The sequence below is a fragment of the Pseudoalteromonas sp. S2755 genome (genome assembly GCF_005886535.1).
In the GTDB taxonomy this organism is placed as follows: domain Bacteria; phylum Pseudomonadota; class Gammaproteobacteria; order Enterobacterales; family Alteromonadaceae; genus Pseudoalteromonas.
Genome location: NZ_PNDS01000023.1, coordinates 36,809 through 63,617, shown reverse-complemented (window position 1 = coordinate 63,617; position 26,809 = coordinate 36,809). Strand labels below are relative to the sequence as shown.

At 42.9% G+C, this 26,809-nt stretch carries 25 protein-coding genes; 9 read left to right on the top strand and 16 right to left on the bottom strand.

The features are described 5' to 3' along the window. Positions 1 to 283: 283 nt before the first annotated feature. Both miaE and CWC03_RS23745 read right to left on the bottom strand, forming a co-directional pair. On the bottom strand, positions 284 to 1,054 hold the full coding sequence (gene miaE / locus CWC03_RS04770; protein WP_138580778.1) for a tRNA isopentenyl-2-thiomethyl-A-37 hydroxylase MiaE: 771 nt from the start codon (positions 1,052 to 1,054) through the stop codon (positions 284 to 286). Position 1,055: 1 nt separating this feature from the next. Continuing rightward, positions 1,056 to 1,301, bottom strand: a complete 246-nt coding sequence (locus CWC03_RS23745; RefSeq protein ID WP_249313946.1) for a tRNA isopentenyl-2-thiomethyl-A-37 hydroxylase MiaE — start codon at positions 1,299 to 1,301, stop codon at positions 1,056 to 1,058. Between the two features lie 209 nt (positions 1,302 to 1,510). Here CWC03_RS23745 and CWC03_RS04760 point away from each other — a divergent pair, with 209 nt between their 5' ends. Beyond that, the gene (locus CWC03_RS04760) at positions 1,511 to 2,110 is read left to right on the top strand and encodes a Yip1 family protein (protein ID WP_010606742.1); all 600 of its coding nucleotides are present in this window, start codon (positions 1,511 to 1,513) and stop codon (positions 2,108 to 2,110) included. Positions 2,111 to 2,310: 200 nt separating this feature from the next. Here the strand turns inward: CWC03_RS04760 and CWC03_RS04755 are convergent, their stop codons facing one another. From CWC03_RS04755 to pspA, 8 genes are all read right to left on the bottom strand, one after another. Continuing rightward, complete coding sequence (locus CWC03_RS04755) at positions 2,311 to 2,655, bottom strand: 4a-hydroxytetrahydrobiopterin dehydratase (RefSeq protein ID WP_010606741.1); 345 nt, start codon at positions 2,653 to 2,655, stop codon at positions 2,311 to 2,313. Between the two features lie 10 nt (positions 2,656 to 2,665). Next, positions 2,666 to 3,463: a phenylalanine 4-monooxygenase gene (gene phhA / locus CWC03_RS04750; protein ID WP_010371198.1), complete on the bottom strand. Its 798-nt coding sequence runs from the start codon at positions 3,461 to 3,463 to the stop codon at positions 2,666 to 2,668. Between the two features lie 255 nt (positions 3,464 to 3,718). Then, positions 3,719 to 4,897, bottom strand: coding sequence for a trans-sulfuration enzyme family protein (locus tag CWC03_RS04745; RefSeq protein ID WP_138580777.1), 1,179 nt, complete (start codon positions 4,895 to 4,897; stop codon positions 3,719 to 3,721). A 190-nt stretch (positions 4,898 to 5,087) separates the two neighbouring features. Further along, positions 5,088 to 6,110 (bottom strand): TIGR01620 family protein, encoded by a 1,023-nt coding sequence (locus CWC03_RS04740; protein ID WP_138580776.1) that lies wholly within the window; start codon positions 6,108 to 6,110, stop codon positions 5,088 to 5,090. After that, positions 6,107 to 7,519, bottom strand: a complete 1,413-nt coding sequence (locus CWC03_RS04735; RefSeq protein WP_138580775.1) for a YcjX family GTP-binding protein — start codon at positions 7,517 to 7,519, stop codon at positions 6,107 to 6,109. Before CWC03_RS04735 ends, CWC03_RS04740 begins: the two co-directional genes overlap by 4 nt. Positions 7,520 to 7,567: 48 nt before the next feature. Beyond that, the gene (gene pspC, locus CWC03_RS04730) at positions 7,568 to 7,969 is read right to left on the bottom strand and encodes an envelope stress response membrane protein PspC (RefSeq protein WP_138580774.1); all 402 of its coding nucleotides are present in this window, start codon (positions 7,967 to 7,969) and stop codon (positions 7,568 to 7,570) included. Beyond that, complete coding sequence (gene pspB, locus CWC03_RS04725; RefSeq protein WP_138580773.1) at positions 7,966 to 8,199, bottom strand: envelope stress response membrane protein PspB; 234 nt, start codon at positions 8,197 to 8,199, stop codon at positions 7,966 to 7,968. The genes pspC and pspB overlap by 4 nt, the downstream gene beginning before the upstream one ends. 77 nt (positions 8,200 to 8,276) lie before the next feature. Then, on the bottom strand, positions 8,277 to 8,936 hold the full coding sequence (pspA, locus tag CWC03_RS04720; protein WP_138580772.1) for a phage shock protein PspA: 660 nt from the start codon (positions 8,934 to 8,936) through the stop codon (positions 8,277 to 8,279). Between the two features lie 183 nt (positions 8,937 to 9,119). On the opposite strand from pspA, the gene pspF reads away from it, so the two are divergent. From pspF to CWC03_RS04680, 8 genes are all read left to right on the top strand, one after another. After that, complete coding sequence (gene pspF / locus CWC03_RS04715; protein ID WP_138580771.1) at positions 9,120 to 10,211, top strand: phage shock protein operon transcriptional activator; 1,092 nt, start codon at positions 9,120 to 9,122, stop codon at positions 10,209 to 10,211. A gap of 2 nt (positions 10,212 to 10,213) precedes the next feature. Next, a complete protein-coding gene (locus CWC03_RS04710; RefSeq protein ID WP_502705366.1) occupies positions 10,214 to 11,821 on the top strand; it encodes an ABC transporter substrate-binding protein in 1,608 nt (535 codons plus the stop codon). Between the two features lies 1 nt (position 11,822). Next, positions 11,823 to 12,857: an ABC transporter permease gene (locus tag CWC03_RS04705; RefSeq protein ID WP_010371177.1), complete on the top strand. Its 1,035-nt coding sequence runs from the start codon at positions 11,823 to 11,825 to the stop codon at positions 12,855 to 12,857. Continuing rightward, positions 12,844 to 13,737 carry an ABC transporter permease subunit gene (locus CWC03_RS04700; RefSeq protein WP_128726419.1) on the top strand — a complete coding sequence of 298 codons (894 nt, stop codon included), beginning with the start codon at positions 12,844 to 12,846 and terminating at the stop codon, positions 13,735 to 13,737. The genes CWC03_RS04705 and CWC03_RS04700 overlap by 14 nt, the downstream gene beginning before the upstream one ends. Next, entirely contained in the window at positions 13,737 to 14,744 is a 1,008-nt protein-coding gene (locus CWC03_RS04695; RefSeq protein WP_128726418.1) for a peptide ABC transporter ATP-binding protein, read from the top strand. The genes CWC03_RS04700 and CWC03_RS04695 overlap by 1 nt, the downstream gene beginning before the upstream one ends. Then, positions 14,729 to 15,490, top strand: a complete 762-nt coding sequence (locus tag CWC03_RS04690; protein WP_138580769.1) for an ATP-binding cassette domain-containing protein — start codon at positions 14,729 to 14,731, stop codon at positions 15,488 to 15,490. Before CWC03_RS04695 ends, CWC03_RS04690 begins: the two co-directional genes overlap by 16 nt. Positions 15,491 to 15,508: 18 nt before the next feature. Beyond that, the gene (locus CWC03_RS04685; RefSeq protein ID WP_138580768.1) at positions 15,509 to 16,537 is read left to right on the top strand and encodes a helix-turn-helix domain-containing protein; all 1,029 of its coding nucleotides are present in this window, start codon (positions 15,509 to 15,511) and stop codon (positions 16,535 to 16,537) included. 69 nt (positions 16,538 to 16,606) lie between these two features. After that, positions 16,607 to 17,731: a nuclear transport factor 2 family protein gene (locus tag CWC03_RS04680; protein ID WP_138580767.1), complete on the top strand. Its 1,125-nt coding sequence runs from the start codon at positions 16,607 to 16,609 to the stop codon at positions 17,729 to 17,731. A 46-nt stretch (positions 17,732 to 17,777) separates the two neighbouring features. On the opposite strand, the gene CWC03_RS04675 is transcribed toward CWC03_RS04680, so the two are convergent. The 6 genes from CWC03_RS04675 to clpP form a co-directional block, all read right to left on the bottom strand. Continuing rightward, a complete protein-coding gene (locus CWC03_RS04675; RefSeq protein WP_138580766.1) occupies positions 17,778 to 19,067 on the bottom strand; it encodes a polysaccharide deacetylase family protein in 1,290 nt (429 codons plus the stop codon). Positions 19,068 to 19,368: 301 nt separating this feature from the next. Then, on the bottom strand, positions 19,369 to 21,279 hold the full coding sequence (locus CWC03_RS04670; protein WP_138580765.1) for a SurA N-terminal domain-containing protein: 1,911 nt from the start codon (positions 21,277 to 21,279) through the stop codon (positions 19,369 to 19,371). A 173-nt stretch (positions 21,280 to 21,452) separates the two neighbouring features. Next, positions 21,453 to 21,725 carry a nucleoid-associated protein HU-beta gene (gene hupB, locus CWC03_RS04665; protein WP_010371157.1) on the bottom strand — a complete coding sequence of 91 codons (273 nt, stop codon included), beginning with the start codon at positions 21,723 to 21,725 and terminating at the stop codon, positions 21,453 to 21,455. Positions 21,726 to 21,941: 216 nt separating this feature from the next. Further along, positions 21,942 to 24,299 (bottom strand): endopeptidase La, encoded by a 2,358-nt coding sequence (gene lon, locus CWC03_RS04660; RefSeq protein WP_138580764.1) that lies wholly within the window; start codon positions 24,297 to 24,299, stop codon positions 21,942 to 21,944. 292 nt (positions 24,300 to 24,591) lie between these two features. Further along, the gene (clpX, locus tag CWC03_RS04655) at positions 24,592 to 25,875 is read right to left on the bottom strand and encodes an ATP-dependent protease ATP-binding subunit ClpX (protein WP_010606725.1); all 1,284 of its coding nucleotides are present in this window, start codon (positions 25,873 to 25,875) and stop codon (positions 24,592 to 24,594) included. A 122-nt stretch (positions 25,876 to 25,997) separates the two neighbouring features. Further along, entirely contained in the window at positions 25,998 to 26,615 is a 618-nt protein-coding gene (clpP, locus tag CWC03_RS04650) for an ATP-dependent Clp endopeptidase proteolytic subunit ClpP (protein WP_010371147.1), read from the bottom strand. Positions 26,616 to 26,809: the final 194 nt, after the last annotated feature.

Genomic DNA, 26,809 nt, shown 5'->3' with positions numbered 1-26,809 from the left:
TGTATTTTGGTCGCGACGCTCGACTTGCCGCCTAGTAATCTAGGCAAAAGTTGAGCAACAATGAACAAAGCGCACTCAGATGAACCCAAAGGGCAGCGCTTGATTAGCATTTCTTCTGTGTTGCCCCACAAGGATGTGGGGTAAGGTGACTTTGCAGGAGCACAAAGTCTTTATCGCCAGACTTACATAGAATGACTATGCTACGCTGGCTCTGCCTTGTATAAATACCAATCAAACTGCTGCAAAAACAAACTTGAAAGATCGACAGGCCCTAACATAACTTCTAAGCACCAGTGCAAGATGTAATAGGCTTACCACTGTGAAACTTAAAGTCACCGTCAAGGGTGGAAATTAGCTCAGCTTCAACAGTACCAAAAAATTCAACTCGGTCAGAAATATCAAATTCACTAATTTCTTGTGCCAACTTTAAGTAGTCTTGGTAATGGCGAGCTTCTGAGCGAAGTAATGAAATATAGAAATCACCTAAACGTTTATCTACATGTGGTGCTAATTTAGCGAACCGCTCACAAGAGCGTGCTTCAATGTACGCACCAACAATAAGCTTATCTACCAACGCATCAGGCTCGAAAGTTTTCACATTACGCAACATGCCCTTGGCATAGCGACATGGCGTGATGCTTTGATACGCAATGCCATACTCATCCATAATTTCGAGTACTTGATAAAAGTGGTGTAACTCTTCTTTAATTAGTATTACCATTTTATCGATAAGGTCTTGACCATACGGAGTATTTGACTTCGGGATCATCGACTTGGTTAGCTTGTTCTTGTCAGCTAACTCACGCCAATCTCCCTCACGCTTATAAATAAGTGCTTCGAACGGCTTTAACCATTCAAGCAGTGCATCACCACTAGCTTTATCTACAGCATACTTTCTGATTAAGAACATTGCAGACTGGGCTGCTTTCAACTCACACACTAAATGATCTGTTAACACTACAGTTAAATTTTCTTTTTTTGTAGCCTCGGTTATCCATTCATCAGGCGTTTCGCATTTTAAAAACGCATAGATAGGTTTCAGCAATTCGTCCACACTACACCTCCAGATCTGTAAATTTAGCGCTATGGAATAACTCTTTACGAATACGATGTATGGATAAAATCGTTGTACAATGATTTAGTAATGTCCAAAACCAAATCGTTAATTCACCGCGCATATAATCGATACGTAATAATGGTAAGTGCTCGCTTTGTTTTGCTTTTTCAATCCAAGCTAGCGGGGGTTCATAGCCCAAAAATTGGTTAATAGGCGTAAGTAAATCTGTGTACTTTTCTAACATAACAACAAAAGACTAATGTGTTTGCGCCATTTTATCATAACTTCTCGCTGCAAGGTGCACCACTAGGCTACTCCCCAAGAAGTTTTAGATCATTCTGAAAATAGTAATATTGCTATTCAACTACATTTTCTTGACAAAAATTAACTCATCTCTCATAACTTAATTGAATTGTACAAAAATAGTACAAACCTATATTTGAGGGGCTAACTATGATCTTTAATCATCTATGGGGCTTATATGCTCACCCGCACGAAGAGTGGCAAACAATTGATAACCGTCACGAAAGTATGTTTTACAGTTTGTCACATATTGCACTTGTTGCGCTGATCCCAAGCATTATGGGGTACTATTCTTCAGTTTACTTGGGCTGGAGTGTTGGTACTGGGGATGCTGTCTATTTAACTCATGAGTCGGCAATATTAATTGGTGTTGCAATGTACTGCGCATTAATTGCAGGCGTCTTTATTCTGGCGTATCTCGCCCACTGGATGGCCATCACTTTTGGCTCAACGCCAACCTATACACAGACTCTAGAGTTATCAGCTTACACAGCAACGCCAATGTTTATGTCGGCATTTGCGGCATTTTATCCTGAGCTTTGGTTTGTCGTATCGGTTGGGATGGTTGCATTAGCGTACTCCGTTTACCTGCTTTATACGGGCGTGCCTATTCTTATGCATATTCCTGAAGAGCGTGGGTTTATTTATGCCAGCTCGGTTGTGACTTGTGGCCTAGTGCTGTTAGTCATCATTCTTGCTGCAACCGCTATCTTGTGGACTAACGGCATAATTAGCCCTACATTTACATAACCTGAGGGTGGGATAAAAATAGGCTAATCTATTTCTGCTAACGCTAGTTGTATTTGGTTAGAACTGAAAAGACAAACCTTTTCTTGGCTTGTATCCTAACTGATGAATAAAAACGGCGCTTGTTCAGCGCCGTTTTTATTTTGTAGGTCGAAATATGGACTTGTCGATATTTACTGATATTTGTCGACATAAATGTCGACCTACTGTGCTGCGAATACTTCGTCGGTTTTAGCGGCACAAATAAAATCGTTTTTATGAAGACCCTTAATAGAGTGACTCCACCACGTTACCGTCACTTTACCCCACTCGGTAAGTAGGCCTGGGTGATGGCCTTCTTCTTCAGCCATATCGCCCACCTTGTTTGTGAACGCAATTGCTTGTTTAAAGTTTTTAAACTTGTAAACACGCTCAAGCTGCATAATACCATCGCGTACTTCAGGTACCCAATCAGGGATCTGTTTGATTAGAACCGCTAGTTCTTCATCTGATACTTTAGGCGCATCCGCACGACACGCTTCACATTTTTGTGCACTTAAATCAGACATTGATAATTCCTTAACTTGCTAGTTTTTCTTTTGGCGGAAACTTAGGTTCAAATAACCCTAGCTCTTTTGCTTGTTCAACCTGCGACATGATATCCATTTTAGAGATCTCAAATAAGTCGTTGATTGAGTTAATTGTATAGTAAACAGGTTGCATAATGTCGATGCGATAAGGTGTACGTAACACATCTAACACTTTAAGCGGATTAATTTCTGGTTTGTCGGAGTAAACATATTGAGTCTCACCTGGGCTTGATAGCACACCGCCACCGTAGATACGTAGACCTTGCTCGGTTTGCATCAAACCGAACTCGACAGTAAACCAGTATAAGCGTGCAAGGTATACGCGATCTTTCTTTTCAGCGGCATAGCCTAGTTGACCGTACTTGTGTGTAAACTCGGCGAATGCTGGATTCGTTAGCATTGCACAATGGCCAAAAATCTCATGGAAAATATCTGGTTCTTGCAGGTAATCAAACTCTTCTCTTGAGCGAATAAAGGTCGCTACAGGAAACTGCTTGTTGGCAAGCAATCGAAAGAACTCATCAAAATCAATCAGTGCCGGCACTGGCGCTACCTGCCAGCCCGTTTCTTTCGCTAGTGCTTCGTTTAACTCACTTAGTTGTGGAATGCGGTCTTTTGGTAAGTTAATTTTCTCAAGGCCTGCCAAATATTCATCACAGGCTTTGCCTTCAATACACGCTAGCTGACGTGCAACTAACTCTGACCAAATTTGATTCTCTTCATCTGTCCAAGCGATAACACCATTTTCATCTGGCTGCTTAGATACATATTTACTTGCTTTAGCCATTTTACATTCTCACTTACTTCACCCCGAGTTTATGATCTTGCAATTTCAATTGCCGTCCTGTTGATGGTTCGGAGCGCTTCAACTTGTGACTTTGATACTAAGTAAAAGTGAAGGAAAGTTTAATAGGGAGCACGTTTATCACATTTCGCACAACAAGCATTTTTGTAAACTAAAGAATACACAGCCGTAAAATTATAATTACACACACAATAAAAAGGGGCTAAACCCAGCCCCTTTGTAAAAATTAAATTACAGTTATATTTTGTTAAACGCCTGCTTCAGATCGTCAATAATGTCTTCTACATCTTCAAGCCCCACTGAAATCCGAATTAGTCCATCAGAAATTCCCGCAGCTAACCTTTCCTCTTGTGTATAAGGAGAGTGTGTCATTGATGCCGGATGTTGAATGAGCGTTTCTGGGTCACCTAGACTTACCGCTAACGTACACAGCTCAGTCGCATTGATAAATTGTTCACCCTGCTCTAGCGAGCCGTTGATTTCAAAAGCAATTACCCCACCTGCTCCTTTCATCTGTTCACCAAGAAATTGGTAACCAGGATGCGAAGGTAAACCTGGGTAGTAGACTTTATTCACTTTAGGGTGCGCTTCTAGGAACTCAGCTACCGTTTGTGCGCTTTGACAGTGGCGTTGTACACGCAAAGCTAAGGTTTTCAATCCTCGATTGATTAACCAAGCATCATGAGGACTGATTGTAGCGCCAATGTCTTTTAACACGGTTAATTTGATAAGCTCTATGTGCTCTTTTGAACCGCAGACGAGTCCAGCTACCACATCCCCATGACCATTTAGGTACTTGGTTGCGCTATGCACAATAAGATCAGCACCATAATTCACAGGCTTTTGTAAAAGCGGTGTCATAAAGGTATTGTCAACGACAAACAAGAGCTCATGCTGCTTCGCGATTTTCCCTAACATTTTCAGGTCTAATACCGTCATGTTGGGGTTGATCGGTGTTTCGGCAAACAATAGTTTTGTATTTTCCTGTACCGCACCACGTAACGCTTGCTCATCGGTTAAGTCAACAAATGACACCTCAACACCAAATTTAGGCAACATATGCGCAAATAGTGCGAAGCTACAGCCGTACAAGGCGCTTGATGCAATCATATGATCGCCTTGCTGCAAAAAGCTCAGCACCGATGCAGAAACGGCACCCATGCCAGTGGCGGTAGCCGCAGCATCTTCCATTCCCTCGAGTCGGGCTACTTTTTCTTCTAGCTCTCGCGTCGTAGGGTTGCCTAAGCGAGTATAGATATAGCCGGGCTCTTCACCGGCAAACCGTGCGGCTCCTTGCGCTGCATCTTTAAAGTGGAATGTTGAGGTTTGATACAAAGGAGCGGTTAGCGCCCCATGTGGGTCGTCAAAATGATTGGGTCCGTGAATACACTGACTGTCATCTCTTAATTTCTTCATACTTGCCTGCTGATTTTATTATTGCCAACCAAATAAACATGGTAGTGAGTTGATTAGCGTCGTTTTTGTGTAATAACCAATATGTAGGGCAGTTTAAAAAAATAGACAAGCATGCCAGATGGGGAGACGGCTAGTTCACTTATTGTAACTAGCCTGCTTTACTTGAAAAGGTGTATAAAATTGTTTCCATTTAATCTTTTTTGCTACGCCTTAATAGCACATCAACAACTGAGCTAATCGCATTTTTCAAAAGACTTTGTTTGTGCTCCAAGCGCGGCAATGGTCGACAAAGCTCCATCGCCTTATACCCCAAGCGTGCTGTGAATATCCCGGCACTTAGGCCCTGTGCCGAACGGGTAGAAAGCTTGCCAAGTAATTCAGCCCCCACACTGGTAGCAGCAAGGTCGCTTACCAGCTCACTTGCGCCAACAAATACCATTTGCTTCAACAACATTTTATACAAGGTGATGCGGCTGCGATACGCTAATCGAATACCATAATGTTTGCTGATCTTTTCCACCAGCACGACTCCGCGCCAAAGCACTGCCAGCATATCCACAAGTGCAAGTGGACTTAAAGCAACTAAGAGCGCCGATGTTGTTGCATGCTCCTGAATTAGCTTTTTAGCTTCAGCATCTTGACCTCGGAGCAAAGTTTTTTCATATAAAGTGATGACTTCTTTGTCTGTGTGGTGAGGCTGTAATGCCTCTGCAAATGCGGCAACCTTTTGCTCTGGATGCGCTTTTAGTAGTGGCGCAAGCCAGGCTCGCGCCTCGCCGATTTGGTCACTTTGTAATAAGCGCTGGGCATCATGTTTAATTTGCTGATGTTGTTTAAGCTTGCTAAGTGCGATGACTTCCGAAAATAAGAACTTAAATAGCGCAAGTAAACCAAGAGACAACACGGTAGTGTATAGACTAAACAGCAGAATATTTTGCTCATAGCTCTCTATCAAGGTCAGTCCTGCTTCCACAATGATAAGTATTAATAGCGCGAGTAAAAAGCACTGCTTAAACCCAAATCGCCAAGGCGATTCGTAGATACGTTCAATTTTCGGTAATTCGGGTTCAGGCACAGTATCAAGGTTCTCGCTCACAATCAGCTCATTGCCGAGAACTTTACCTTCTCCACCCAGGTGAGACTCATTTTGGCTTTCAGCGTCGATGTTTAAGCGCCTACCCGAACCTTGGTAGGATTTTGTCTGATCTGTCATCTTAATTTATCTCCAATTAAGAACTGCAAAGCATGATCAAGCCTGATATGCGATAAGTTTCCTTGCCTCGCGGGTAGCGGCTCAAACGCTAAAAACTCAAACCCATTTTGGGGCCAAGCCTGCGCTTTTGGAACATGATCAGGCGGGGTTGGTGGCACATAATTAATAAACTGCTGCTCGCCGACTGGTTTGCCGTAGATACATTGCACATGTTGCGTCCCCTCTTTCACCGCCCTTGACTCAACACTTCTCACCGAAGAAAGAGACATCGTATCCACGGTTACCCCGTTGAAGCGAAGCTCATTGGCACTGTCCACCAGCATTTCATTTAACAACCTTGTCAAATTGGTCTGCTGCTCGTTCAAGACACCATCACATTTGTTGGCGGCAAATAGCACCTTATCTATTTTTGGGTTAAATAAACGAGACAAAAAGCCACTTTTACCATGAGAAAACATGGCGAGGATCTGCTTTAACGCAACTTCTTGCTCTTTCAGTGTGTCATAGCCATCACTTAGGCTACCCAATAGATCAACTAACACGACTTGGCGGTCAAATTGGCAAAAGTAATCTTTGTAAAATGGCGCCACTACTTGCTTTTTATAGGCTTCAAAACGCTCCACAAGCTGTTGATATTGTGAATGTTCGGTAATGTCGTTGGGGTGAACTTGTACTGGGAAAAACAGCAATATTGGCGCTCCCTCAAGGTCTCCCGGGATCAACGCTCGGCCAGGTTGCAAGTTAGATAAACGAGTGTCCCGCTGCAGCTGCGCTAAAAGCGCATGGTAACTTTGTGCAAGCGTTTTCAGCTTACTTTCATCCACCGCTGCAGTACTATCAAACTGCTCGAGGAGCTGTAAAAACGTTTGTGCAAATGGCTGATATTTAGGCTTATTTAATAATGCAAATTGCTGCTCACACCACTCGGGAAAAGTCATTTTAAGCAGTGGCAAGTCCATTAACCATTCACCTGGGTAATCATATAGTTCAAGGTATAGTGTATGGGTTTGCGCTAAGTGCTGTTTGAGTCCGCGTTCACTATGATACTTAAACGCCAGTGTTAAGGTGTTGATACGTTTGGTTGACGCAGGCCATGTTGGCGGCTCCTCCAACAAACAAGTTATTGCTTGTTGATAGTCAAAAGTGGGCACCACCAGTGCCTTCTGGGGCTCAGGGCGACACGCAACAAGACGGCCTTCACTCACGACATCTAAAAACGGTAAGTTGTCGGTGCTCGTTTGGGTAGTCAGGTGCTTGATAAGAGCCGTGATAAATGCGGTTTTCCCGCTGCCACTAAACCCAGTTACGGCAAGCTTTATGTGCTTATCAAAAGAGCGGTGGAGCGTTTTTTTGGCTTGTTGTTTTAATTTATCTAAGGAAGATGGGGTTCGAAAGCGTGACGTAGTCATAAATAGAAAAGTGCCCCTCAAGAAAATGCCAAGGCGGCCAATACCGCCTTATAGCTTGTCAATTTCTCTGCTAACCGTAAATTCAGGTGAAGTTACGTAGCGTTCCATGTTCTGAATGCGACCATCAAGTCGTGATAGCCTGTCTTTTAGGTCATAAAGTGCCTGTCTTGGCGGTTCACCCTTTTGCCACACTTTAAACTTCACAGATACCTTATCTTCATCTTTCGCATCAGGTGAACGATTTGGCGTCGTTTCACGCTTATCTAGAATAAACCAGCAAGCCACATACACCACGATAAATAATGGACCACCAGATAATAGCACGGCTGTGATGAATAAGATCCGAACAAGCCATAACTCCATGTTGAAATAATCACTAAGACCAGCGCATACTCCAGCTACCTTGCCACGACTTGGGTCACGATATAGCTCTCGCTTTAGTCTACTCATAACTTGCGTCTCCATTGTGGTGACTCTTGATCAAGTAAAGCTTCTAACGTTTCAACACGGTCTGCCATTTTTTCTGCCTTATTGGCTAATTCGATAAGCTGACGATGCTCGTGTTCACTTAACCCTTGGCTTACCTGCTTTTTGCTACGGTAGTGCAAAATTAACCAAAGTGGTGCCACGATGACCATAAAAATAATCAACGGAGCCATCAAAACTTCTGCGTCAAACATAATCTTCTCCTGCCTTCAACCTGGCTGTTATTATTGTAGTTGGTTAGCACCTACCCTGACAGTAGGTGCGATTATTTTCACTTTTCAGCCATTTTCTTTTTCAGCTGTTCAAGCTCATCGTCAATCTTTTCGTTCTTTTGCAGATCAGCAATCTCATCCGCTAAAGATTTCTTACCTAAATCGTAAGATTCGATTTGCGACTCTAGGCCATCGATTTTGCTCTCATAACGCTCAAAGCGATTTAGTGCATCATCTACTTTACTGCTGTCTAGTGCCTTTTTCACCTCTAAACGAGATTCAGCTGAACGCTGGCGCAGTACAATCGCTTTTTGGCGCGCTTTTGCGTCGGCCAGTTTATCTTGTAATGTACTGACTTCTTGCTGCAGCTTTTCAATGTGCGTGTCTACATGCTCTAGCTCTTTTTCAAGGGCTGCAACATCCTCCGCAGACTTTTGCTTTTCAAGTAAAGCAGCACGTGCTAAATCTTCACGCTCTTTACTTAGTGCAAGCTCTGCTTTGGTTTGCCAATCATCTACCTGTGCTTTTAACTGCTCTAGACGGCGTGTTAACTCCTTTTTCTCAGCAAGTGTTTTTGCTGAGGTCGATCTTACTTCGACTAGTGTATCTTCCATTTCTTGGATAATTAGGCGAACCATTTTTTCTGGATCTTCGGCTTTATCCAAAATAGCATTGATATTAGAATTCACTATGTCTGCAAAACGAGAAAAAATTCCCATAGTGGTTACCTCTTTGGTTAATAGCTAAATTGCTTACTGTCTATGTATCAAATAGCTTGCCAACTTTAACAAATTTAAAAACACAATAAAATCATAAGGTTATTTTATTTTTAAAAGTCCTTTAGTTATCCCTTTTTTTGAAATACACTAGTTATTAGTAAAAACCACTAAGAGTTAGGCAATATGAGCCGATTTCGCCAACAGGATAATTTATTAGGCCAATCTGACAGCTTTTTAGCTGTGCTAGACAAGGTTTCACAGCTCGCTCCTTTAGAAAAGCCAGTGCTTATTATTGGCGAGCGTGGCACAGGTAAAGAGTTAATTGCGGCGCGTTTGCATTATCTCTCTGAGCGGTGGGATCAGGAATACGTCAAACTAAACTGCGCAGCCCTAAACGAAAACCTCTTAGAGAGTGAGTTATTTGGTCACGAGAGCGGTGCCTTTACTGGTGCAAGCAAGCGCCATGAAGGTCGATTTGAACGTGCTAACAGTGGCACACTGTTTTTAGATGAGTTAGCCAATACCTCTGCAATGGTGCAAGAAAAGCTCTTGCGTGTAATTGAATACGGCGAGTTCGAGCGAGTTGGCGGCAAGCAAACCGTAAAAGTAGATACTAGACTGGTATGCGCTACCAATGAAGATCTCCCCACTCTCGCCGATGCAGGAGAGTTCAGACACGACTTATTAGACCGTCTCGCATTTGACGTCATCACCTTACCGCCATTAAGAGCAAGAAAAGAAGACATCTTATTATTGGCCGAACATTTTGCGATAAATATGGCTCGGGATTTAGGATGGGAGTTATTTAGCGGCTTTACCCGTAAAGCCATCGAAAAGCTGCTTGATTACCCGTGGCCCGGTAATATCCGTGAGCTGAAAAATGTAGTTGAACGTAGTTTATATCGCCATGGCAACGACCAAATTCCGGTTCATGATATTGTGCTTGACCCCTTTGCAAGCCCATTTAGGCCGAGTCAACGGATCAAAGCGCCAAATGCCCAGCCAACAACTTCAACCACTCATAAAGTTGAGCCTTTACCTGTGGCACAACCGAGTAATGAACAGCGGGCAGATACAACCCTCGAATTTGACTTCCCTTGTGATTTGAAATCGCTTTCCAACGACTATGAAATTACAATGCTACAAAAAGCGCTTGAATTTAGTCAATTTAATCAAAAGAAAACTGCACAAAACCTTGGTTTGACGTATCATCAACTGAGAGGTTATTTGAAAAAATACAACCTACTGGACCAAAACCAAAAACAAGAGGCATAGTGGTGCGTAAATTGTTTTTTGGTGTGCTGTGTACCGCTTTATTTGGCTGTACGGATCAGGCACCAAATAAAGTGAATGATAAGTCACAAGGCTTAGTATATTGTGCAGAAGCAAACCCTGTGTCATTTAATCCACAAGTGACCACAACAGGGTCTACGATTGATATTATTGCCAATCAGCTTTATGACACCTTGATCAGTATTGATCCTGAAAGCGGCGAATTCTTACCAGAATTGGCAACGTCTTGGCAGGTCAGCGAAGACGGTAAATCTTTCACTTTTACCCTGAGGGACGATGTCCAATTTCACGATACCCTCTACTTCACACCAACAAGAAAAATGAATGCCGATGATGTGGTATTCTCATTTAACCGTTTATTTGATGTTTACAATCCGTACCACTTTGTTGGTGACGCAAATTATCCTTATTTTCAAAGTATTGGACTCGACCAACTGATCCGCCAAGTGAAAAAGGTGGATGAACATACCGTTCGCTTTGATCTGTTCAACGCGGAAAGTAGCTTTTTGTCTAATATCGCCACAGACTTCGCCGTCATTCTTTCTAAAGAATATGCCGATCAGCTTATAGAACTTGAACACAAACAAGACTTTGATCAAAAGCCCGTTGGCACAGGTCCATATAAGTACCGTGAATTTTTACGTGATAATTTGATCCGATATTATCGCCATGAGGATTACTGGAAACACCCGGTACATATGGAACAATTGGTCTACGACATCACCACCAATGGTACTAGCCGCATCGCGAAAATGCTAACTAAAGAATGTGATATTACGGCGCACCCCAGTGCCACACAACTCACCGTGCTTGAGCAAAGAAAAGACATAGAAGTTGAAAAGGCCGCTAATCTGAATATAGGTTACTGGGCATTCAACACCGAAAAGCCACCATTTGATAATCCGCTGGTCCGAAAAGCGCTGGCACACAGCATAGATTTTGAAAAAATCATGCAAGCGGTATTTTACAACAACGGGATTTTAGCCCGCTCGATGCTTCCCCCTTCTTCATGGGCATTTGAAGCGCAGCAAAAAATGCCAACATATGACCCTGAAAAAGCCAAAGAGTATTTGAAACAAGCCGGCCTTGAGGGTGGTTTTTCCATGACCTTATGGGCCATGCCAGTGTCGAGAATTTACAATCCTAACGCACGGAAAATGGCAGAGCTTATTCAGCGTGATTTACGTGATATTGGCGTCAATGCCAGAATCGTCGAGTACGAATGGAATACCTTTATTGAGCGCGTTGGCCGCCATGAGCACGATAGCGTGTTATTAGGCTGGGCAGCAGATACCCCTGATCCAGATAATTTCTTCAGCCCGTTATTAAGTTGTACTGCAACATTTAGCGGCAAAAACCCTTCCAACTGGTGTAATCCGGAGTTTGACTTATTGCTCACTCAAGCGTTAGACACCAACGATATGGAAGAAAGAAAATACTATTATCAGCAGGCACAAAAAATGGTAATTGAGCAGCTGCCTCTCGTTCCAATTGCTCACGGACTAAGGTTCCAAGCAACTAGCTCTGATATCAAAGGCGTTTCACTACGTCCATTTGGTGGTATTTCGCTCGCAGAGGCAAGGAGAAACTAACATGTTTGCAAAATATGCTTATCGACGACTGAGCTTGCTTTGCTTTATGTTGTTTACCCTAACGATATTTACTTTCGCTCTCAATTATCTATTTCCAGGCGAGTTAATTACTAACTTTAGTGGCGAAGTCAACTCAAGCTATGCCCAAACGCAGGCACTAGTTGAAAAATACCGAATTGAAGAAAATATCTTTGTGCAATATGGCGCGTTTATGGCTCGTATGTTTGAAGGCGACTGGGGTTTATCTTTGTCGTCAGGCCAACCTGTTCTTTCTCATGTGAAACACCTATTTCCAGCAACGCTTGAGCTATGTTTATATGCGTTGACGGTTGCAGTCATTATTGGTGTACCAAGTGGAGTAATAGCCAGCGCCTATCACAAAAAGTGGCCAGATAAGCTCATTAACTCATTAAGCTTGATGGGGTTTTCCATTCCAGTTTTTTGGTTAGCACTGCTGCTTATTATGGCATTTTGTCTGGGTCTTGGGCTTTTCCCCATGTCCGGTAGAATAGGCTTACTTTATGAAATACAGCCCGTCACGCATTTTATTCTGATTGATATTTATCTTGAAGGGTTTCCCTATGGTGGTGCCGCATTTTGGGATGCACTTCATCATTTAGCGCTGCCAACCGTTGTGCTGGCTATGTACCCAACGACAGTTTTAATCCGCTTTACTCGCGACTCTATGCTCGAAGTCCTCGACCAAAACTATATTAAAACAGCTAGAGCAAAAGGCCTTAACCGCAGCCAGTTGATCATTCATCACGCACTGAGAAATGCGCTACTGCCAGTGATAAAACAAATTGGCCTCCAGTTTAGCACCCTCATCACACTTGCTATGATCACAGAGGTAATATTCTCTTGGCCTGGGATCGGTCGATGGTTAATTGAAAGCATCTATCAACGTGATTTCCCCGCTATCCAAGGGGGACTGCTCGCGGTGTCTTTCTTTGTTATCATTGCCAACATGTTGTCTGATTTTATTCACTCGATACTCGATCCGCTTGCAAGGAATCAGGCTCATGGCAAAGTTTAACTTATTTACCGAAGAGTCTAATCGCTCACCTTTATTCAGGTTATGGCGTAAATTTCGCTCAAACCACATTGCACTAGTGGGTTTGTGGCTGTTTGTTGCCTTGACGGTATTGGCTTTAACAGCGCCGCTGATCGCGCCATATGGTGTTAACCAGCAGCATGCTGATGCCCTGTTACTGCCACCTTCTTGGCATGATGATGGCGATGTGCGCTTTATACTCGGTACAGATGATTTGGGGCGAGACATCTTATCTCGCTTAATGAACGGGGCGACCTACACGTTTGGTTTATCTATCATTGCGGCCTTGGTTACCACAGCGCTCGGCGTCGTACTTGGTACGCTCGCTGGCGCCAGTCGAGGCTTAAAATCCAGCTTTCTTAATCACTTATTGGATATTACGCTCGCCATTCCTTCGTTACTGCTGGCCATTATCATCATTGCTATATTGGGGCCAGGTTTGATGAATACAGTGTGGGCGATTATCTTCGCGCTATTACCACAATATATCCACTCGATTAGAAACTTAGTGGTCACTGAGCTGAGTAAAGACTATATCATCGCCTTTAAGCTTGATGGTGCAACACGCTGGAAACTGCTCGTCCGTGGCATACTGCCTAACATTTATGAGCATATCGTGGTTATTTTTACCATGGCGCTGTCGACTGCTATTTTGGATATTGCGGCACTTGGTTTTTTAAAGCTCGGTGCGCAGCCTCCATCTACTGAATGGGGTGCTATTCTACAAGAAAACTTAAGTTTAATTTATCTCGCGCCTTGGACTGTAGGCCTCCCAGGTGTATTACTCTTTTTGGCGGTACTATCCACCAACTTGGTTGGTGATGGGCTCCGAGAAGCGCTGAAACAACGTAAGGCAGATTAATGCAATTGCTAGACATTAAGAACCTCACCATTGAACTACATACAGAAGACGGCGTTATTCGCGCAGTTGATAAGGTCAACCTTAGCCTTAAAGAAGGCGAAGTACATGCGCTTGTCGGTGAGTCAGGCTCTGGTAAAAGTCTAATCGCCAAAGCTATTGTGGGGGTACTCAATCAGCGCTGGACGGTAACCGCAGACCGCATGCACTGGCGTGGTGTAGACCTTATGCGGTTGTCTTCAGAGAAACGCAGAAAGCTAGTCAGCCAAGACATTGCGATGATTTACCAAGAGCCAAGTCGAAGCCTTGACCCAACCGCCACTATTTTCGATCAAGTCGCGGAATCTATCCCTGATAGCGTCTTAAAAGGTGGTTTTTTTGGTCGTAGAAAAGCTCGAAAAGAAAAGGTCCGAGCACTCTTGCACAAAGCTGGGATCCGAGATGATAAAAAGATCTGCAGCAGTTACCCACATGAGCTTTCAGAAGGAATGTGTCAAAAGATCATGATTGCGATGGCCATAGCCAGAAGCCCCCAACTACTGATAGCCGATGAGCCGACCACTGCACTTGAGAGCACCGCTCGCGCGCAAGTATTTCGATTGCTCAAAGCATTAAATCAACTTAAGAACATGTCGATATTAATGATTTCACATGAGCTGGAAGAGATCTCAGACTGGTCCCATGCAATGCATGTGCTCTACTGCGGGCAGATGGTTGAAGCAGGTCCTACTCAGGCTATTTTTAAACAGCCATTACACCCCTATACCCAAGCGCTGGTTAAGAGTTTGCCCGACTTTGGTCAAGGGCTCGGCCATAAAGAAGCATTTTATGCTTTAAAAGGGACTATTCCCCCGTTACAGCATTTACCCATAGGATGCCGCTTGGGGCCGAGATGCCCTCAAGCGCAAAAAGAATGTGTCGTCACGCCAAGACAAAGTCGCTCGCATGGTCATAGTTATGCTTGTCACTTTCCGTTAATTAAGGTGAAGCAAAAATGCAACCCGTCTTAAAAGTACAGTCTTTAAACAAGTCCTACACTTCTCGTCAAGGACTATTCAGGCGCCGCTCGTTGCAGGTACTCAGAGATGTGTCATTTGCGCTTGCTCCCGGACAAACGCTAGCAATCATAGGAGAGACAGGCTCTGGCAAAAGTACGCTCGCCAAAGTACTGGCCGGTGCTGATATGGCCGACTCTGGGCAAATATTACTGAATGGCCAGATTGTAGAAGACACAGGTATTCGTAATCATGACTGCCGCACCATTCGCCTTATCTTTCAAGATCCAACTCGCTCGCTTAACCCTGGTCTCACCATAGGGGATATGCTTGATGATTGTCTGCAGTACAATACTGAACTCACTGAAGAGCAGCGCTATAAGAAAATTCGTATCACGCTCAGCCGCGTTGGGCTACTTGGTGAACACATAGACTATTATCCACATATGTTTAGTGGTGGGCAGTTACAGCGGGTTGCTTTAGCGCGAGCCCTTATTTTAGATCCTAAAGTATTGGTATTAGATGAAGCGCTGTCATCATTAGACCCATCCGTACGTGCCCAAACCGTGAACCTACTGCTAGAACTACAAGCAGCAACGGGACTTGCGTATGTGCTTATTACGCATCATTTGAGTTTGGTTCGCCATATGAGTGATGAGATTTTGGTATTAAATCGCGGCAAAGTCGTCGAATATGGCGAAACGGAATGTGTGTTCAATACACCAAAATCTAAAACCATGCAGAAGCTGCTATCAGCTTAATTTCGAGGGGAGTGAGAAATGGATTTTAATGCCCATCTGTTATTTTTCTTCTCACTTGTTGGAGTATTTAACGGCTTTATTCTCAGTGCCCTACTGCTAATAAAATTTCAGGCGGCAAAGGCTCTGCGCTGGGTATCGGTGCTTCTCATTTTACTCTGTATTCGAATTGGTAAATCAGTTCTTTTTTACTTTAACCCAGAGCTGGATAAAACGATTCTGCAAATAGGTCTTAGTGCCTACTTTTTGCTCGGTCCTTGCCTGCTTAATTTTGTACTCGCAAGCTACAGTAAAACCAGAAATCGTTATCTAGCAATACATTTTTTGGCATTAAGCGGTTTTATTATTGGATTTGGTATACTTATGCCCTATCAGCTTCACCCTGAAATTTGGCAAACGTGGGGTTACAAAGGCACATCCTATTTTTGGCTGGGTTACTTACTGGTGAGTTCTTATACTTTTTACCGCCTAACAGCAACTAAAAACGCCAATGGCAACACTGAGTCTCATTTATCTTTGGTTGTGATCTGCGGTTGCTGGCTCATTTGGGCAGCTTATTTCTTTTCGTCACTCACTTCTTACATCACAGGAGCACTCACGTTCAGCCTTGTGCTCTATCTAAGCATTCTTTTCGCACCCAAATTACTACGAAAACCAACTGCTAATGAAAAGAAATATGCCAATACGCACATAAGCGACGATGAATACAATCAGCTCATAGCCAAACTTGAGTCGCTAATGACGGAAGGCAAGCTTTTTACCGAGCCAGATTTGACGCTCCCCAGATTAGCCAAACGATTGGGCACGAGCCACAATAAATTATCGCAAATAGTGAATCGTCACTATCATTGTAACTTTAAACAGTATCTCAATGGCTTGAGAGTGGAATATGCGAAACACTTGCTTCCGACCACCAACATGCCGCTGGAACACCTTGCACTGGAGTGTGGTTTTAATTCTGCGTCCACATTTTTTGCCGCATTTAAGAAGCTCACAGGGCATTCTCCAAATAGCTTTAAGCACTCCGAGAACATACTCTCAGGTTCCTAGAATATACTCTAGGTGACTGCTTTAATTAAATAAGTTTATGTTTCTTCTGAGTCATTACAGGAGAAACTTATGACCCTATCAAAACTAGTAACATTGTTATTTTTACTACTTTTCCAAATCAGCAACGCTGTCGCTTTTGAGGATGAAACTGCAAATATTACCGCTACATTGAACCACTACATTAGCGGTACTGCCAATAATCAGCCAGAAGAGATAAAAAAAGCATTTCATCCAGATGCGATGCTTATTTTAGAAAAGTCAGACCAAGCGATGTGGCAAGTCCCGTTGAAAGAGTATTTGAGTTGGTATAAAGGCTCGAAAAAAGACACTGGCAGGCGCGCCAAAATTCTAAATATCAGTGTGAATGATCACCTTGCACAGGCCAAAATCCGCATCGATATATTGAAATCAAACGTGCAGTACATCGACCACCTACTCTTAAAGAAAATAGCTGGAACGTGGCAAATCATCAGTAAATCGGCGCAGCAAACCACGCTAACTTCCGAGCAAGTAACGAACTTGGGTCGCCGAGTGCTCATTGTCGCATCAAGCAAGGCCTTTCACGGCGATAGTCAGCTGCCTGCTGGCACAAGCTTCCAAGAGCTGCTCAGTGCCTATGACGTATTTACTCAAGCAGGGCTAATCGTTGATTTCGTCAGCACACAAGGTGGCGCGTTAAACCTGAGCTATATAAATACTTCAAATGGCGAACATAAAAAGTACCTTTACCAACCTGACTATATGTATGCGCTCAGCAACACAATGCGTCCAGCTGAAATCGACCCTAGCCAATATGCGGCAATCTATTATGTTGGCGGCAGTAATGCCATGTATGAAGTAGCAGAAAACCTTACTCTACAGCGTATTGCTATGCATATATATGAACAAAACCAAGGTGTTGTTGCCGCGGTATGCCACGGTACAGCTGGTATCGTTAATTTGCGCTTGAAAAATGGCGAATACCTTATCAAAGGAAAGCAAATCACCGGTTACCCTACCGCATTTGAAAATCCAGATAGAGCGTATTTCAAGCATTTTCCTTTTCAAATTCAACCTAAAGTGGAAGAACTTGGAGGGAGTTTTGAGTATGGAGAGCGGAATGAATCTTTTATCAAGGTAGATAGCCGCATAGTGACTGGCCAGAATTATCAGTCTTCATTAGCGGTTGCAAGCACTGTATTGACTTTACTTTAAACACAAAAAGGGCGGCCATCATATGCCGCCCTATTAAAGCATCTTTCTAGTTATTAGCGTTACCCTTAAAGTTCATACACTCACTGGTGTGACAAAACTTTAAACCTTTCGCACTTGCATAAGCCAACACCTTCTCAAGGTTTTCAGGAGTGATATACCACTCGTTCCCCGTTTTGCCAATGACATGCGTTGCTAAGTATAGCGTTTCTCCGCCTTTTAAAGTATCAATCGCATTACGGATCTTATCCAAATCAAAGCGATGTGAATCTATAGATAGTCCCGTGGTTATCGGTCTATCACTACGTTCTCCCCTGTAAACAACAGAAGACCACGAAGCAAACTTCCTTACATGGGTGAAATATTTCTTAATCTCACGGTCAGTTTCTTTGGTATAAGCTCCGAATGGGTACGCATAAGAGGTCACTGTCAAGCCATCTCTTCTCATCGCGTCAAGTTGTGGTGTAATATCGTCTGTTATCCACTTCTGAACACCATTCTCTTCGGAGTAAATCTTCGCATGTCGGTGTATTACCCCATGATGGCCGATTTCGTGGCCTCTATCTTCTATATCCGCTACTTTTTCATGATCAATAGTGGAATAGTGGCTAACATAATAGGTAAATGTTGCGTTATATTTATCAAACAAGTCAAGGTGTTCATAGATAGAATTTAGTGCGCCACCATCATCGAAAGAAATATTAATCTGTTTAGGCCAAACAGAGCTTTGATTATGATGGAAATCCTCAACTGCCTCTTGAAGTGCAGCATACTCAAAGTTGCGCTCAGGTATCGTTAAAATTAGTTCGTCATAAGCCCACTGATCTAGCGTACCATCTTGAAAAAACAACCCCCGAAGTCCAACATCCTTCAGCATGCTAGGAGTGAGTAAAGATTTATTATCTAGCTCGAAAAGCTCAACAACTTTACATAATCTATCCCTCAGAGTCGTTAACTGTAATTCATCTTGTGTTGTATTAAAATATCCCTGAATTACAGATAGATTTGCAGCGGTCACGCATCCAAATTCGGCAATTTCAAAGTCTTTTAAAGCAAGAGAAGTAATATTTTCTGCTCCTTGTGCACTCAGGATACGCTTAATTACCTCTTCTTTTGTTTCTTTCGTGGAGTTATTAGAATTAGTATTTTCTGAATTTGAATCGTCGCTATTGGAATTATCTTTATCTGAATTATCGGTATCAGCTCCATCTTTGTCAGTTGAAGTGTTATCTCCTTGACCTCTCTCTACAGGTGGCTCTATAGCAGTCTTACTGTCACTGTTACATCCTGATATTAATAGCAATAAAGCTACAATCCATGCGCTATATCTATATTTCATAAAGTTCCTATTTAATGCACAAAGTACTGAAAACCGGTAATTCTAAATAGGGGGGTTAACATTTGTCAATATCGGAACAGTAAATATTTTATTTTTTAAATTAACCACTTAAGACTACAGCGTTTGAGCTACATTTTCATAAATTACATTTGACAGGCAAGTACTATAATGAGAGGTCAAAAACACAAAAATAAAGCTGGAGGAATGCTATCTGCAATTGAAAAATAACCCCCACTTAAAAAGTGGGGGTTATTATCAATCTGAGACGCCATGTTGGCGCCTTTCTGCTATCTAAAAACGATTATTGCTGCTCTGTGACCTGTAACTGTGGTCTTTTCACTTCAGACTTAGCTTCAAGTGCTGCTAGTAGCTCAAGATAGTTTTTGTTTGCGTAAGAAGCGGTTATTGACTGCTTCTGCTGCGCATCAACCTTGCCATCAACTTCAGGCGTGGTGACTGACTTCAGCACCACAAATGCCGAATCGCCATTACCAAGCTCTACAAGTGCAGATTCTGTTTCTGCCACACCCGGCTGAGGCAATTTAAATGCTTCAGCTGCAATAGCTGGTGGTACGTCGTAGCTACGACGCTTAAGCTCAGACACGCTCTTCACTTCGATACTCTGTGCTTTGGCAATCTCAGCTAAAGTAGAACCACTTTGTAGTTGCTCAAATAGCGACTGTGCTTTCTCTGCAATTAATGTCGACGCTTTTTCATTGCTCAACTGCGTTTTGATCTGCGCGCTGACTTCCTCAAGTGGCTTAGTCGCTGCCGCTTTATGCTCAGCAACACGAACCACCACGATATGCTCTGGTGCAACTTCTAACACTTCTGAGTTTACGCGGTCTTCTAGCAGCTCTGGCGTGAAGATAGTATTGCTTATCGCTGGTGAATTCAGTGGCTCAGGAAGCGCATTACGACTTACCAGTTCAGTTGATTTGATCTCAACGCCTGCGGCTTCGGCAGCATCTTGTAGCGAGTCAGCCATTTCAAAAGCAAGTTCAGCTACACGGGTTTGCTTTTGATAAAACGCATCAATCTTAGCTGCTTTTTCAAGCTCTGCACGAAGGTCGTCTTTTACGTCATCAAAAGATTGTGCCTGTTGGCGCTGAATGTCTGTTAGCTTGATAATATGGAAACCAAACTCAGATTCAACTACTTCAGATACATCACCTACCGAGGCAAGCGCAAATGCTGCATCTTCAAACGCCGGATCCATCATGTCTCTTTCAATCCAATCTAGATCACCGCCAAGCTCAGCGCTCACCACGTCGTCAGATTTTTCTTCTGCAACAACGGCAAAATCAGCACCATTATTCAATTCAGCCAGAATTTCATCCGCTTTTTGTTTAGCGGCTTCAGCATCTTCGCTTGCATCAACAAGAATGTGTGACACGCGGCGTCTTTCAGGTTCAAGATATTGGTTTTTTTGCTCTTCGTAATACGTTTTTAACGCTTCTTCAGTCACTGGTTCTGCAGGTTCCAGATCTTCAGCTTTTAGCTCAATATAGTTAACCGCCACCAGTTCTGGAGCTTGGAACTGAGTTTGATTCAAATCGTAGTAGTTTTGAACTTCTTCATCTGATACTGATACTTCATCTTTCACCAACTCTTTGCTCAATACCGCATAGTCGATAGCACGAGTTTGTTGCTGTAGCGCAATAGATTGTTGAAGCTCGTTTTTCAGTACAAAATCAGTGCCAGCAACCGCTGAGATTAACTGCGCACGAGTCATCTCGTCACGAAGATATTCACGGAAGCTATCTGGCTGGAAGTTCATTTGACGGATAACTTGTAAGTAACGGTCGTTACTGAATTCTCCACCAATTTGAAAATATGGCATTTCAACAATCGCTTTTTTAACCTGCTCATCGCTCACACGAAGACCAAGCTCTTTGGCTAGTTGGGTTTGTAATTCTTGTTGTACTAATTGGTCAACAACACCTTGGCGAATTTGCGCCATATAATTAGGATCGGCTGCAATCTGTGCAAAGTATTCGCCAAACTGTTGTTCTAGTCGTGCACGTTCATTTGAGTAGGCACGAGAAAACTTAGTTTGTGAAATCTTTACTCCGTTCACTTCTGCGACAGGCTGCTCTGTGGTTTGACCTAGGTAACCACCGATCCCTGCTAACGCAAAAGATAAGATGACTAAACCTAATACGATTTTAGCCGCCGGGCCTTGCGAGCCTTCTCTGATCTTTTCAAGCATTTATTGTTTCTCTTATCTAAGTCAAAGCACCAAAGCACTTTGTGTTTGCTAGATTTGGGTTAAGCATTACACCAATCAGATTAGTGATGGTATAAAAAAAGCGTATCTTAGCAGATACGCCTTTTATCTTGAAGCAGTTCGCGATGACTCTGCACCGCCTAATTCAAATTGAATTAGTTTACTGCGTCTTTAAGCGCTTTACCCGCTTTGAAAGATGGGATGTTAGCTGCTGCGATTTGAATAGTCTCACCAGTTTGTGGGTTACGACCAGAACGTGCAGCACGCTCGCGCACTGAGAAAGTACCAAAACCTACAAGTGCAACAGAGTCACCGTCTTTTAGTGCACCCGTTACAGACTCAATGAATGAATCTAGCGCACGACCAGCAGCCGCTTTAGAAATGTCAGCATCAGCTGCGATTTGATCGATTAATTGAGATTTATTCACAATATCATCCTCTTCCATAGTTATTGTCAAAAGTTACTTCTTACTGGTAACTTTTGCTATTCATTTAGAGACATCACAGCGACTCTCTAATTCTCGAAATCTTTCTCAAGCCTAGTGATTACGGGGCTTCCGAACCAGTAGGCTTAAATACAGTGCCTAACTTAACACACCTTTTAGATTTGAAAAGCCTTTTCACTCAATTTTTTGGCTTTTTTCTTAGTTTTTTTGCGATTCCACACTAAAACTGTCTATTGGGTGCGCTAACGCCAGTGATAATACCTCATCAATCCATGACACCGCATGAATATCAAGCCCTTCAAGAACATTGTCAGGAATTTCTTTTAAGTCACGCTCGTTCTTTTTCGGTATTAAAACTCGTTTAATTCCACCACGGTGTGCTGCCAATAATTTCTCTTTCAGACCACCGATAGGCAGAACTTCACCACGCAAGGTAATTTCACCTGTCATCGCAACATCTGCACGTACTGGATTGCCAGTAAGGCTTGATACTAAGCCTGTTACCATCGCAATACCGGCGCTCGGGCCGTCTTTCGGTGTTGCACCTTCAGGAACATGAACATGAATATCACGTTTTTCGTAGAAATCATCATTTATGCGTAGTTTGTCGGCACGGTTGCGCACCACGGTCATTGCCGCCTGAATTGACTCTTGCATCACATCGCCCAACGAGCCAGTGTAAGTAAGTTTGCCTTTACCTGGTACTGCCGCACATTCAATAGTGAGTAAGTCACCCCCTACTTCCGTCCATGCAAGACCAGTAACTTGACCAACTCTATCGCCGTCTTCCGCCTTGCCATAATCGTGACGTTGTACACCTAAGAAGTCTTCAAGATTTTCTTGGTTAATCACAACTTGCTTAACATTTTTATCTAGCAAGATGTTCTTAACTGCTTTTCGGCACAACTTAGATACTTCGCGCTCTAGATTACGTACACCCGCTTCACGCGTGTAATAACGGATAATACCAATGATCGCGCTGTCTTCTATATTGATTTCAGACTCTTTCAATCCATTGCGTTTCACTTGCTTTGGAATTAAGTGCTGCTTGGCAATATTTAGTTTTTCGTCCTCGGTGTAACCAGAAAGACGAATGACTTCCATACGGTCTAATAATGGACCTGGAATGTTAAAGCTATTAGAAGTCGCAACAAACATCACATCAGACAGATCGTAGTCCACTTCTAAATAGTGGTCTGCAAAGTTGCTATTTTGCTCTGGGTCTAACACTTCTAGTAGAGCAGATGCAGGATCGCCGCGCATATCCGATGACATCTTATCGATTTCATCCAACAAGAAAAGTGGGTTCTTTACGCCAACTTTCGACATGCTTTGGATCAGTTTACCCGGCATTGAGCCAATATAAGTTCGTCTGTGCCCGCGAATTTCAGCTTCGTCGCGCACGCCACCGAGCGCCATACGTACGTACTTACGGCCAGTAGAACGCGCGATAGATTGACCTAAACTGGTTTTACCAACGCCTGGAGGACCGACTAAACATAAGATAGGGCCTTTAAGCTTATTGGTGCGCTGCTGTACCGCTAGATATTCGATAATGCGGTCTTTCACTTTCTCAAGGCCATAATGATCGGCATCGAGTATTTTTTGTGCACCAGCTAGGTCTTTTTTCACCTTTGAGCGCTTTTTCCAAGGTACGTTGATCATCGTCTCAATGTACGAGCGTACAACCGTCGCTTCCGCAGACATAGGTGACATCATTTTAAGTTTGTTAAGCTCTGAAAGCGCTTTTTCTTCCGCTTCCTGCGGCATATTCGCTTCGCTAATACGCTTTTTCAGAGCTTCAAATTCGTCAGGTACATCATCCAACTCACCAAGCTCTTTCTGAATTGCTTTCATTTGCTCATTCAGATAGTACTCACGCTGGGATTTCTCCATTTGCTTTTTAACGCGTGAGCGGATCTTTTTCTCTACTTGAAGTAGGTCAATCTCGCCTTCCATCAACGCCATCAAATATTCGAGACGCTCGGTCACATCGTTAATTTCTAGCACCTTTTGTTTTTCAGGTACTTTAATTGGCATATGAGCAGCCATCGTATCCGCTAAGCGTGCAGCTTCATCGATACCCGACACCGAAGTTAGTACCTCTGGTGGAATCTTTTTATTCAACTTCACATAGCCTTCGAACTGGCTTATTGCGCTGCGAACCAATATGTCTTGCTCTTGCTCATCCACATCCTGAGATGGAATATACTGAGCTTGCGCCAAGAAATATTCGTCTGTAATTAGAAACTCATCTATTTTTGCGCGTTGAGTACCTTCAACCAGCACTTTCACTGTGCCATCAGGTAGTTTGAGTAACTGTAATACCGTTGCAATGGTACCAGTCTGATAGACATCATCAGTGCTTGGGTCATCAACTGAGGCGTCTTTTTGCGCAACTAAAAAGATTTGCTTGTCATTGTCCATCGCAGCTTCTAGGCATTTTATTGATTTTTCTCGGCCTACAAACAGCGGGATCACCATATGCGGATACACCACTACATCGCGTAGCGCTAGCACTGGAATTTCTACTCGATCCGTTCTTTCAAGCGTCATTATGTTCTCTTCGCACTTCAATTAATTTTGGGAATACTGAGCTATATGGGGATAACGCAGATAAAGTTCAATAGTTTATAGTAATCCGCATCAAGTAGAGATCAATTTAACGGATAAAAAGCTTAGTTTTGACACTCAATTTATCGTGGTGGAATGTATAAAAAATTCCCCCTAAAACTTGTCTCGCTATTGCCCTTTATCGTTATAGCTATTTGACTATATTGGCTTCTATCTGATGTGGACTAAGAAATAAAAAGGAGCGCTAGGCTCCTTTTTTTAATCTCATACTGAGCTATTCAGACGCAGCTTTTTCTTTACCATTATTTTCGTAAATCATAATTGGGTCTGATTCGCCTTTGATCACCGTTTCATCAATGACGACTTTACTCACTTCTTCTAATGAAGGAAGCTCATACATAGTATCAAGCAATACGCCTTCGACAATCGAACGCAGACCACGGGCACCTGTTTTACGCTCCATCGCTTTATGAGCAATCGCTCGTAACGCATCTTCACGGAACTCAAGGTCAACACCTTCCATCTTAAATAGTGCCGCGTATTGCTTAGTGAGTGCATTCTTCGGCTCATTTAGGATTTCAATTAGTGCTTCTTCGTCTAGTTCAGTTAAAGTCGCAACTACAGGCAAACGACCAATAAATTCAGGTATTAAGCCGTACTTAACTAAATCTTCAGGCTCTACGTCTTTAAACGTCTCGCTTAATGAGCGCTCAGAGTCTTTAGATTTAACTTCAGCACCAAAGCCAATTCCAGTATTTTTTGTACTGCGCTGCTCGATGACTTTGTCTAGGCCTGCAAACGCACCACCACAGATAAACAAGATCTTAGAAGTATCTACTTGTAAAAATTCTTGTTGCGGGTGCTTTCTACCACCTTGTGGTGGAACAGATGCAACCGTGCCTTCAATCAGTTTTAGTAGAGCTTGTTGTACACCTTCACCTGACACATCACGGGTAATTGATGGGTTGTCAGATTTTCTTGAAATTTTGTCGATTTCATCAATGTAAACAATACCACGCTGTGCTTTCTCAACGTCGTAATCACATTTTTGCAGAAGCTTTTGAATGATGTTTTCAACATCTTCACCCACATAACCAGCTTCGGTTAATGTCGTCGCATCTGCCATTGTGAAAGGAACGTCAAGTAAACGTGCAAGCGTTTCTGCAAGAAGGGTTTTACCACTACCCGTTGGACCAATTAGTAGAATATTACTTTTGCCAAGTTCTACATCACCTTTACCGCCTTGATTGCGCAGGCGCTTATAATGATTATAAACCGCAACAGACAAGACTTTTTTAGCGTGGTCTTGCCCTATCACATAGTCGTCTAAGTGATTTCTGATCTCTTTTGGCACAGGTAATTTATCAGACGCGTCATGCTTAGGCGCAATATCTTTGATTTCTTCCCTAATAATATCGTTACAAAGTTCAACGCACTCGTCACATATATAGACAGATGGACCGGCAATTAACTTACGAACTTCATGCTGGCTCTTACCGCAAAATGAGCAGTAGAGTAGCTTACTATTCTTATCGCCGTCTGTTGGAGTGTCTGACATTCAGCTACCTCATTCAATTGCTGTTATCTCTAGATAACATCGTATTTCTTTTAACTATACCAAAGAAAATTAGCTTTGGCACAGTAGAAGCCGATGAATTCAATTCATCGGCTAATTCATAATCACTTAAGCTCTCGACGAGAGTGAACCGCATCAATCAGGCCATATTCTAACGCTTGATCTGCAGTCATAAAGTTGTCTCGATCTGTGTCATGCGCAACCACATCGTAAGGCTGACCGGTATGTTCCGCCATTAAGCGATTCAATTTCTCTTTGATCGCCAAAATTTCACGGGCATGAATTTCAAAATCAGAAGCCTGACCTTGGAAACCACCTAAAGGTTGGTGGATCATCACACGAGAATTAGGTAAGCAATAACGTTTACCTTTAGCACCGCCAGATAGCAAAAATGCCCCCATACTCGCAGCTTGACCAACACAAACCGTACTAACGTCAGGCTTGATAAAATTCATCGTGTCGTAGATTGACATCCCAGCAGTCACAGAACCACCCGGCGAGTTGATATATAGGAATATATCTTTGTCAGGGCTTTCTGATTCCAAGAACAGCATCTGCGCCACAATTAGATTGGCCATATGGTCTTCGACTTGACCAGTTAAGAAAATAATACGGTCTTTTAACAGTCGTGAGTAAATATCGTAAGAACGCTCGCCTTTAGCCGTTTGCTCCACGACCATAGGTACTAACGCATTGATTGGATCGATCATACCATCATTCATGTTTTTTATTCCTTATTAGCACAGAATCTATTGCCTATTCGCAGCAACTTTATTGGACTTAGCGCGGCCCATAAAAACATTCTGTGATCGGTGTTTAGGCTAATACTTTTTTGAGCGAATTGAAACGAGTAGATATAACTGTATCAGTAATACTCAACGAAATCTGACTCGTAAAATAAGTATAGCTAATAAAA

What these genes read in the sequence shown, in the direction of transcription:
- CWC03_RS23745 (WP_249313946.1), bottom strand. Translation starts at nt 1,301, where the DNA reads ATGTTAGAAAAGTACACAGATTTACTTACGCCTATTAACCAATTTTTG.
- CWC03_RS04760 (WP_010606742.1), top strand. Translation starts at nt 1,511, where the DNA reads ATGATCTTTAATCATCTATGGGGCTTATATGCTCACCCGCACGAAGAG.
- CWC03_RS04755 (WP_010606741.1), bottom strand. Translation starts at nt 2,655, where the DNA reads ATGTCTGATTTAAGTGCACAAAAATGTGAAGCGTGTCGTGCGGATGCG.
- phhA (WP_010371198.1), bottom strand. Translation starts at nt 3,463, where the DNA reads ATGGCTAAAGCAAGTAAATATGTATCTAAGCAGCCAGATGAAAATGGT.
- CWC03_RS04745 (WP_138580777.1), bottom strand. Translation starts at nt 4,897, where the DNA reads ATGAAGAAATTAAGAGATGACAGTCAGTGTATTCACGGACCCAATCAT.
- CWC03_RS04740 (WP_138580776.1), bottom strand. Translation starts at nt 6,110, where the DNA reads ATGACAGATCAGACAAAATCCTACCAAGGTTCGGGTAGGCGCTTAAAC.
- CWC03_RS04735 (WP_138580775.1), bottom strand. Translation starts at nt 7,519, where the DNA reads ATGACTACGTCACGCTTTCGAACCCCATCTTCCTTAGATAAATTAAAA.
- pspC (WP_138580774.1), bottom strand. Translation starts at nt 7,969, where the DNA reads ATGAGTAGACTAAAGCGAGAGCTATATCGTGACCCAAGTCGTGGCAAG.
- pspB (WP_138580773.1), bottom strand. Translation starts at nt 8,199, where the DNA reads ATGTTTGACGCAGAAGTTTTGATGGCTCCGTTGATTATTTTTATGGTC.
- pspA (WP_138580772.1), bottom strand. Translation starts at nt 8,936, where the DNA reads ATGGGAATTTTTTCTCGTTTTGCAGACATAGTGAATTCTAATATCAAT.
- pspF (WP_138580771.1), top strand. Translation starts at nt 9,120, where the DNA reads ATGAGCCGATTTCGCCAACAGGATAATTTATTAGGCCAATCTGACAGC.
- CWC03_RS04705 (WP_010371177.1), top strand. Translation starts at nt 11,823, where the DNA reads ATGTTTGCAAAATATGCTTATCGACGACTGAGCTTGCTTTGCTTTATG.
- CWC03_RS04700 (WP_128726419.1), top strand. Translation starts at nt 12,844, where the DNA reads ATGGCAAAGTTTAACTTATTTACCGAAGAGTCTAATCGCTCACCTTTA.
- CWC03_RS04695 (WP_128726418.1), top strand. Translation starts at nt 13,737, where the DNA reads ATGCAATTGCTAGACATTAAGAACCTCACCATTGAACTACATACAGAA.
- CWC03_RS04690 (WP_138580769.1), top strand. Translation starts at nt 14,729, where the DNA reads ATGCAACCCGTCTTAAAAGTACAGTCTTTAAACAAGTCCTACACTTCT.
- CWC03_RS04685 (WP_138580768.1), top strand. Translation starts at nt 15,509, where the DNA reads ATGGATTTTAATGCCCATCTGTTATTTTTCTTCTCACTTGTTGGAGTA.
- CWC03_RS04680 (WP_138580767.1), top strand. Translation starts at nt 16,607, where the DNA reads ATGACCCTATCAAAACTAGTAACATTGTTATTTTTACTACTTTTCCAA.
- CWC03_RS04675 (WP_138580766.1), bottom strand. Translation starts at nt 19,067, where the DNA reads ATGAAATATAGATATAGCGCATGGATTGTAGCTTTATTGCTATTAATA.
- CWC03_RS04670 (WP_138580765.1), bottom strand. Translation starts at nt 21,279, where the DNA reads ATGCTTGAAAAGATCAGAGAAGGCTCGCAAGGCCCGGCGGCTAAAATC.
- lon (WP_138580764.1), bottom strand. Translation starts at nt 24,299, where the DNA reads ATGACGCTTGAAAGAACGGATCGAGTAGAAATTCCAGTGCTAGCGCTA.
- clpX (WP_010606725.1), bottom strand. Translation starts at nt 25,875, where the DNA reads ATGTCAGACACTCCAACAGACGGCGATAAGAATAGTAAGCTACTCTAC.
- clpP (WP_010371147.1), bottom strand. Translation starts at nt 26,615, where the DNA reads ATGAATGATGGTATGATCGATCCAATCAATGCGTTAGTACCTATGGTC.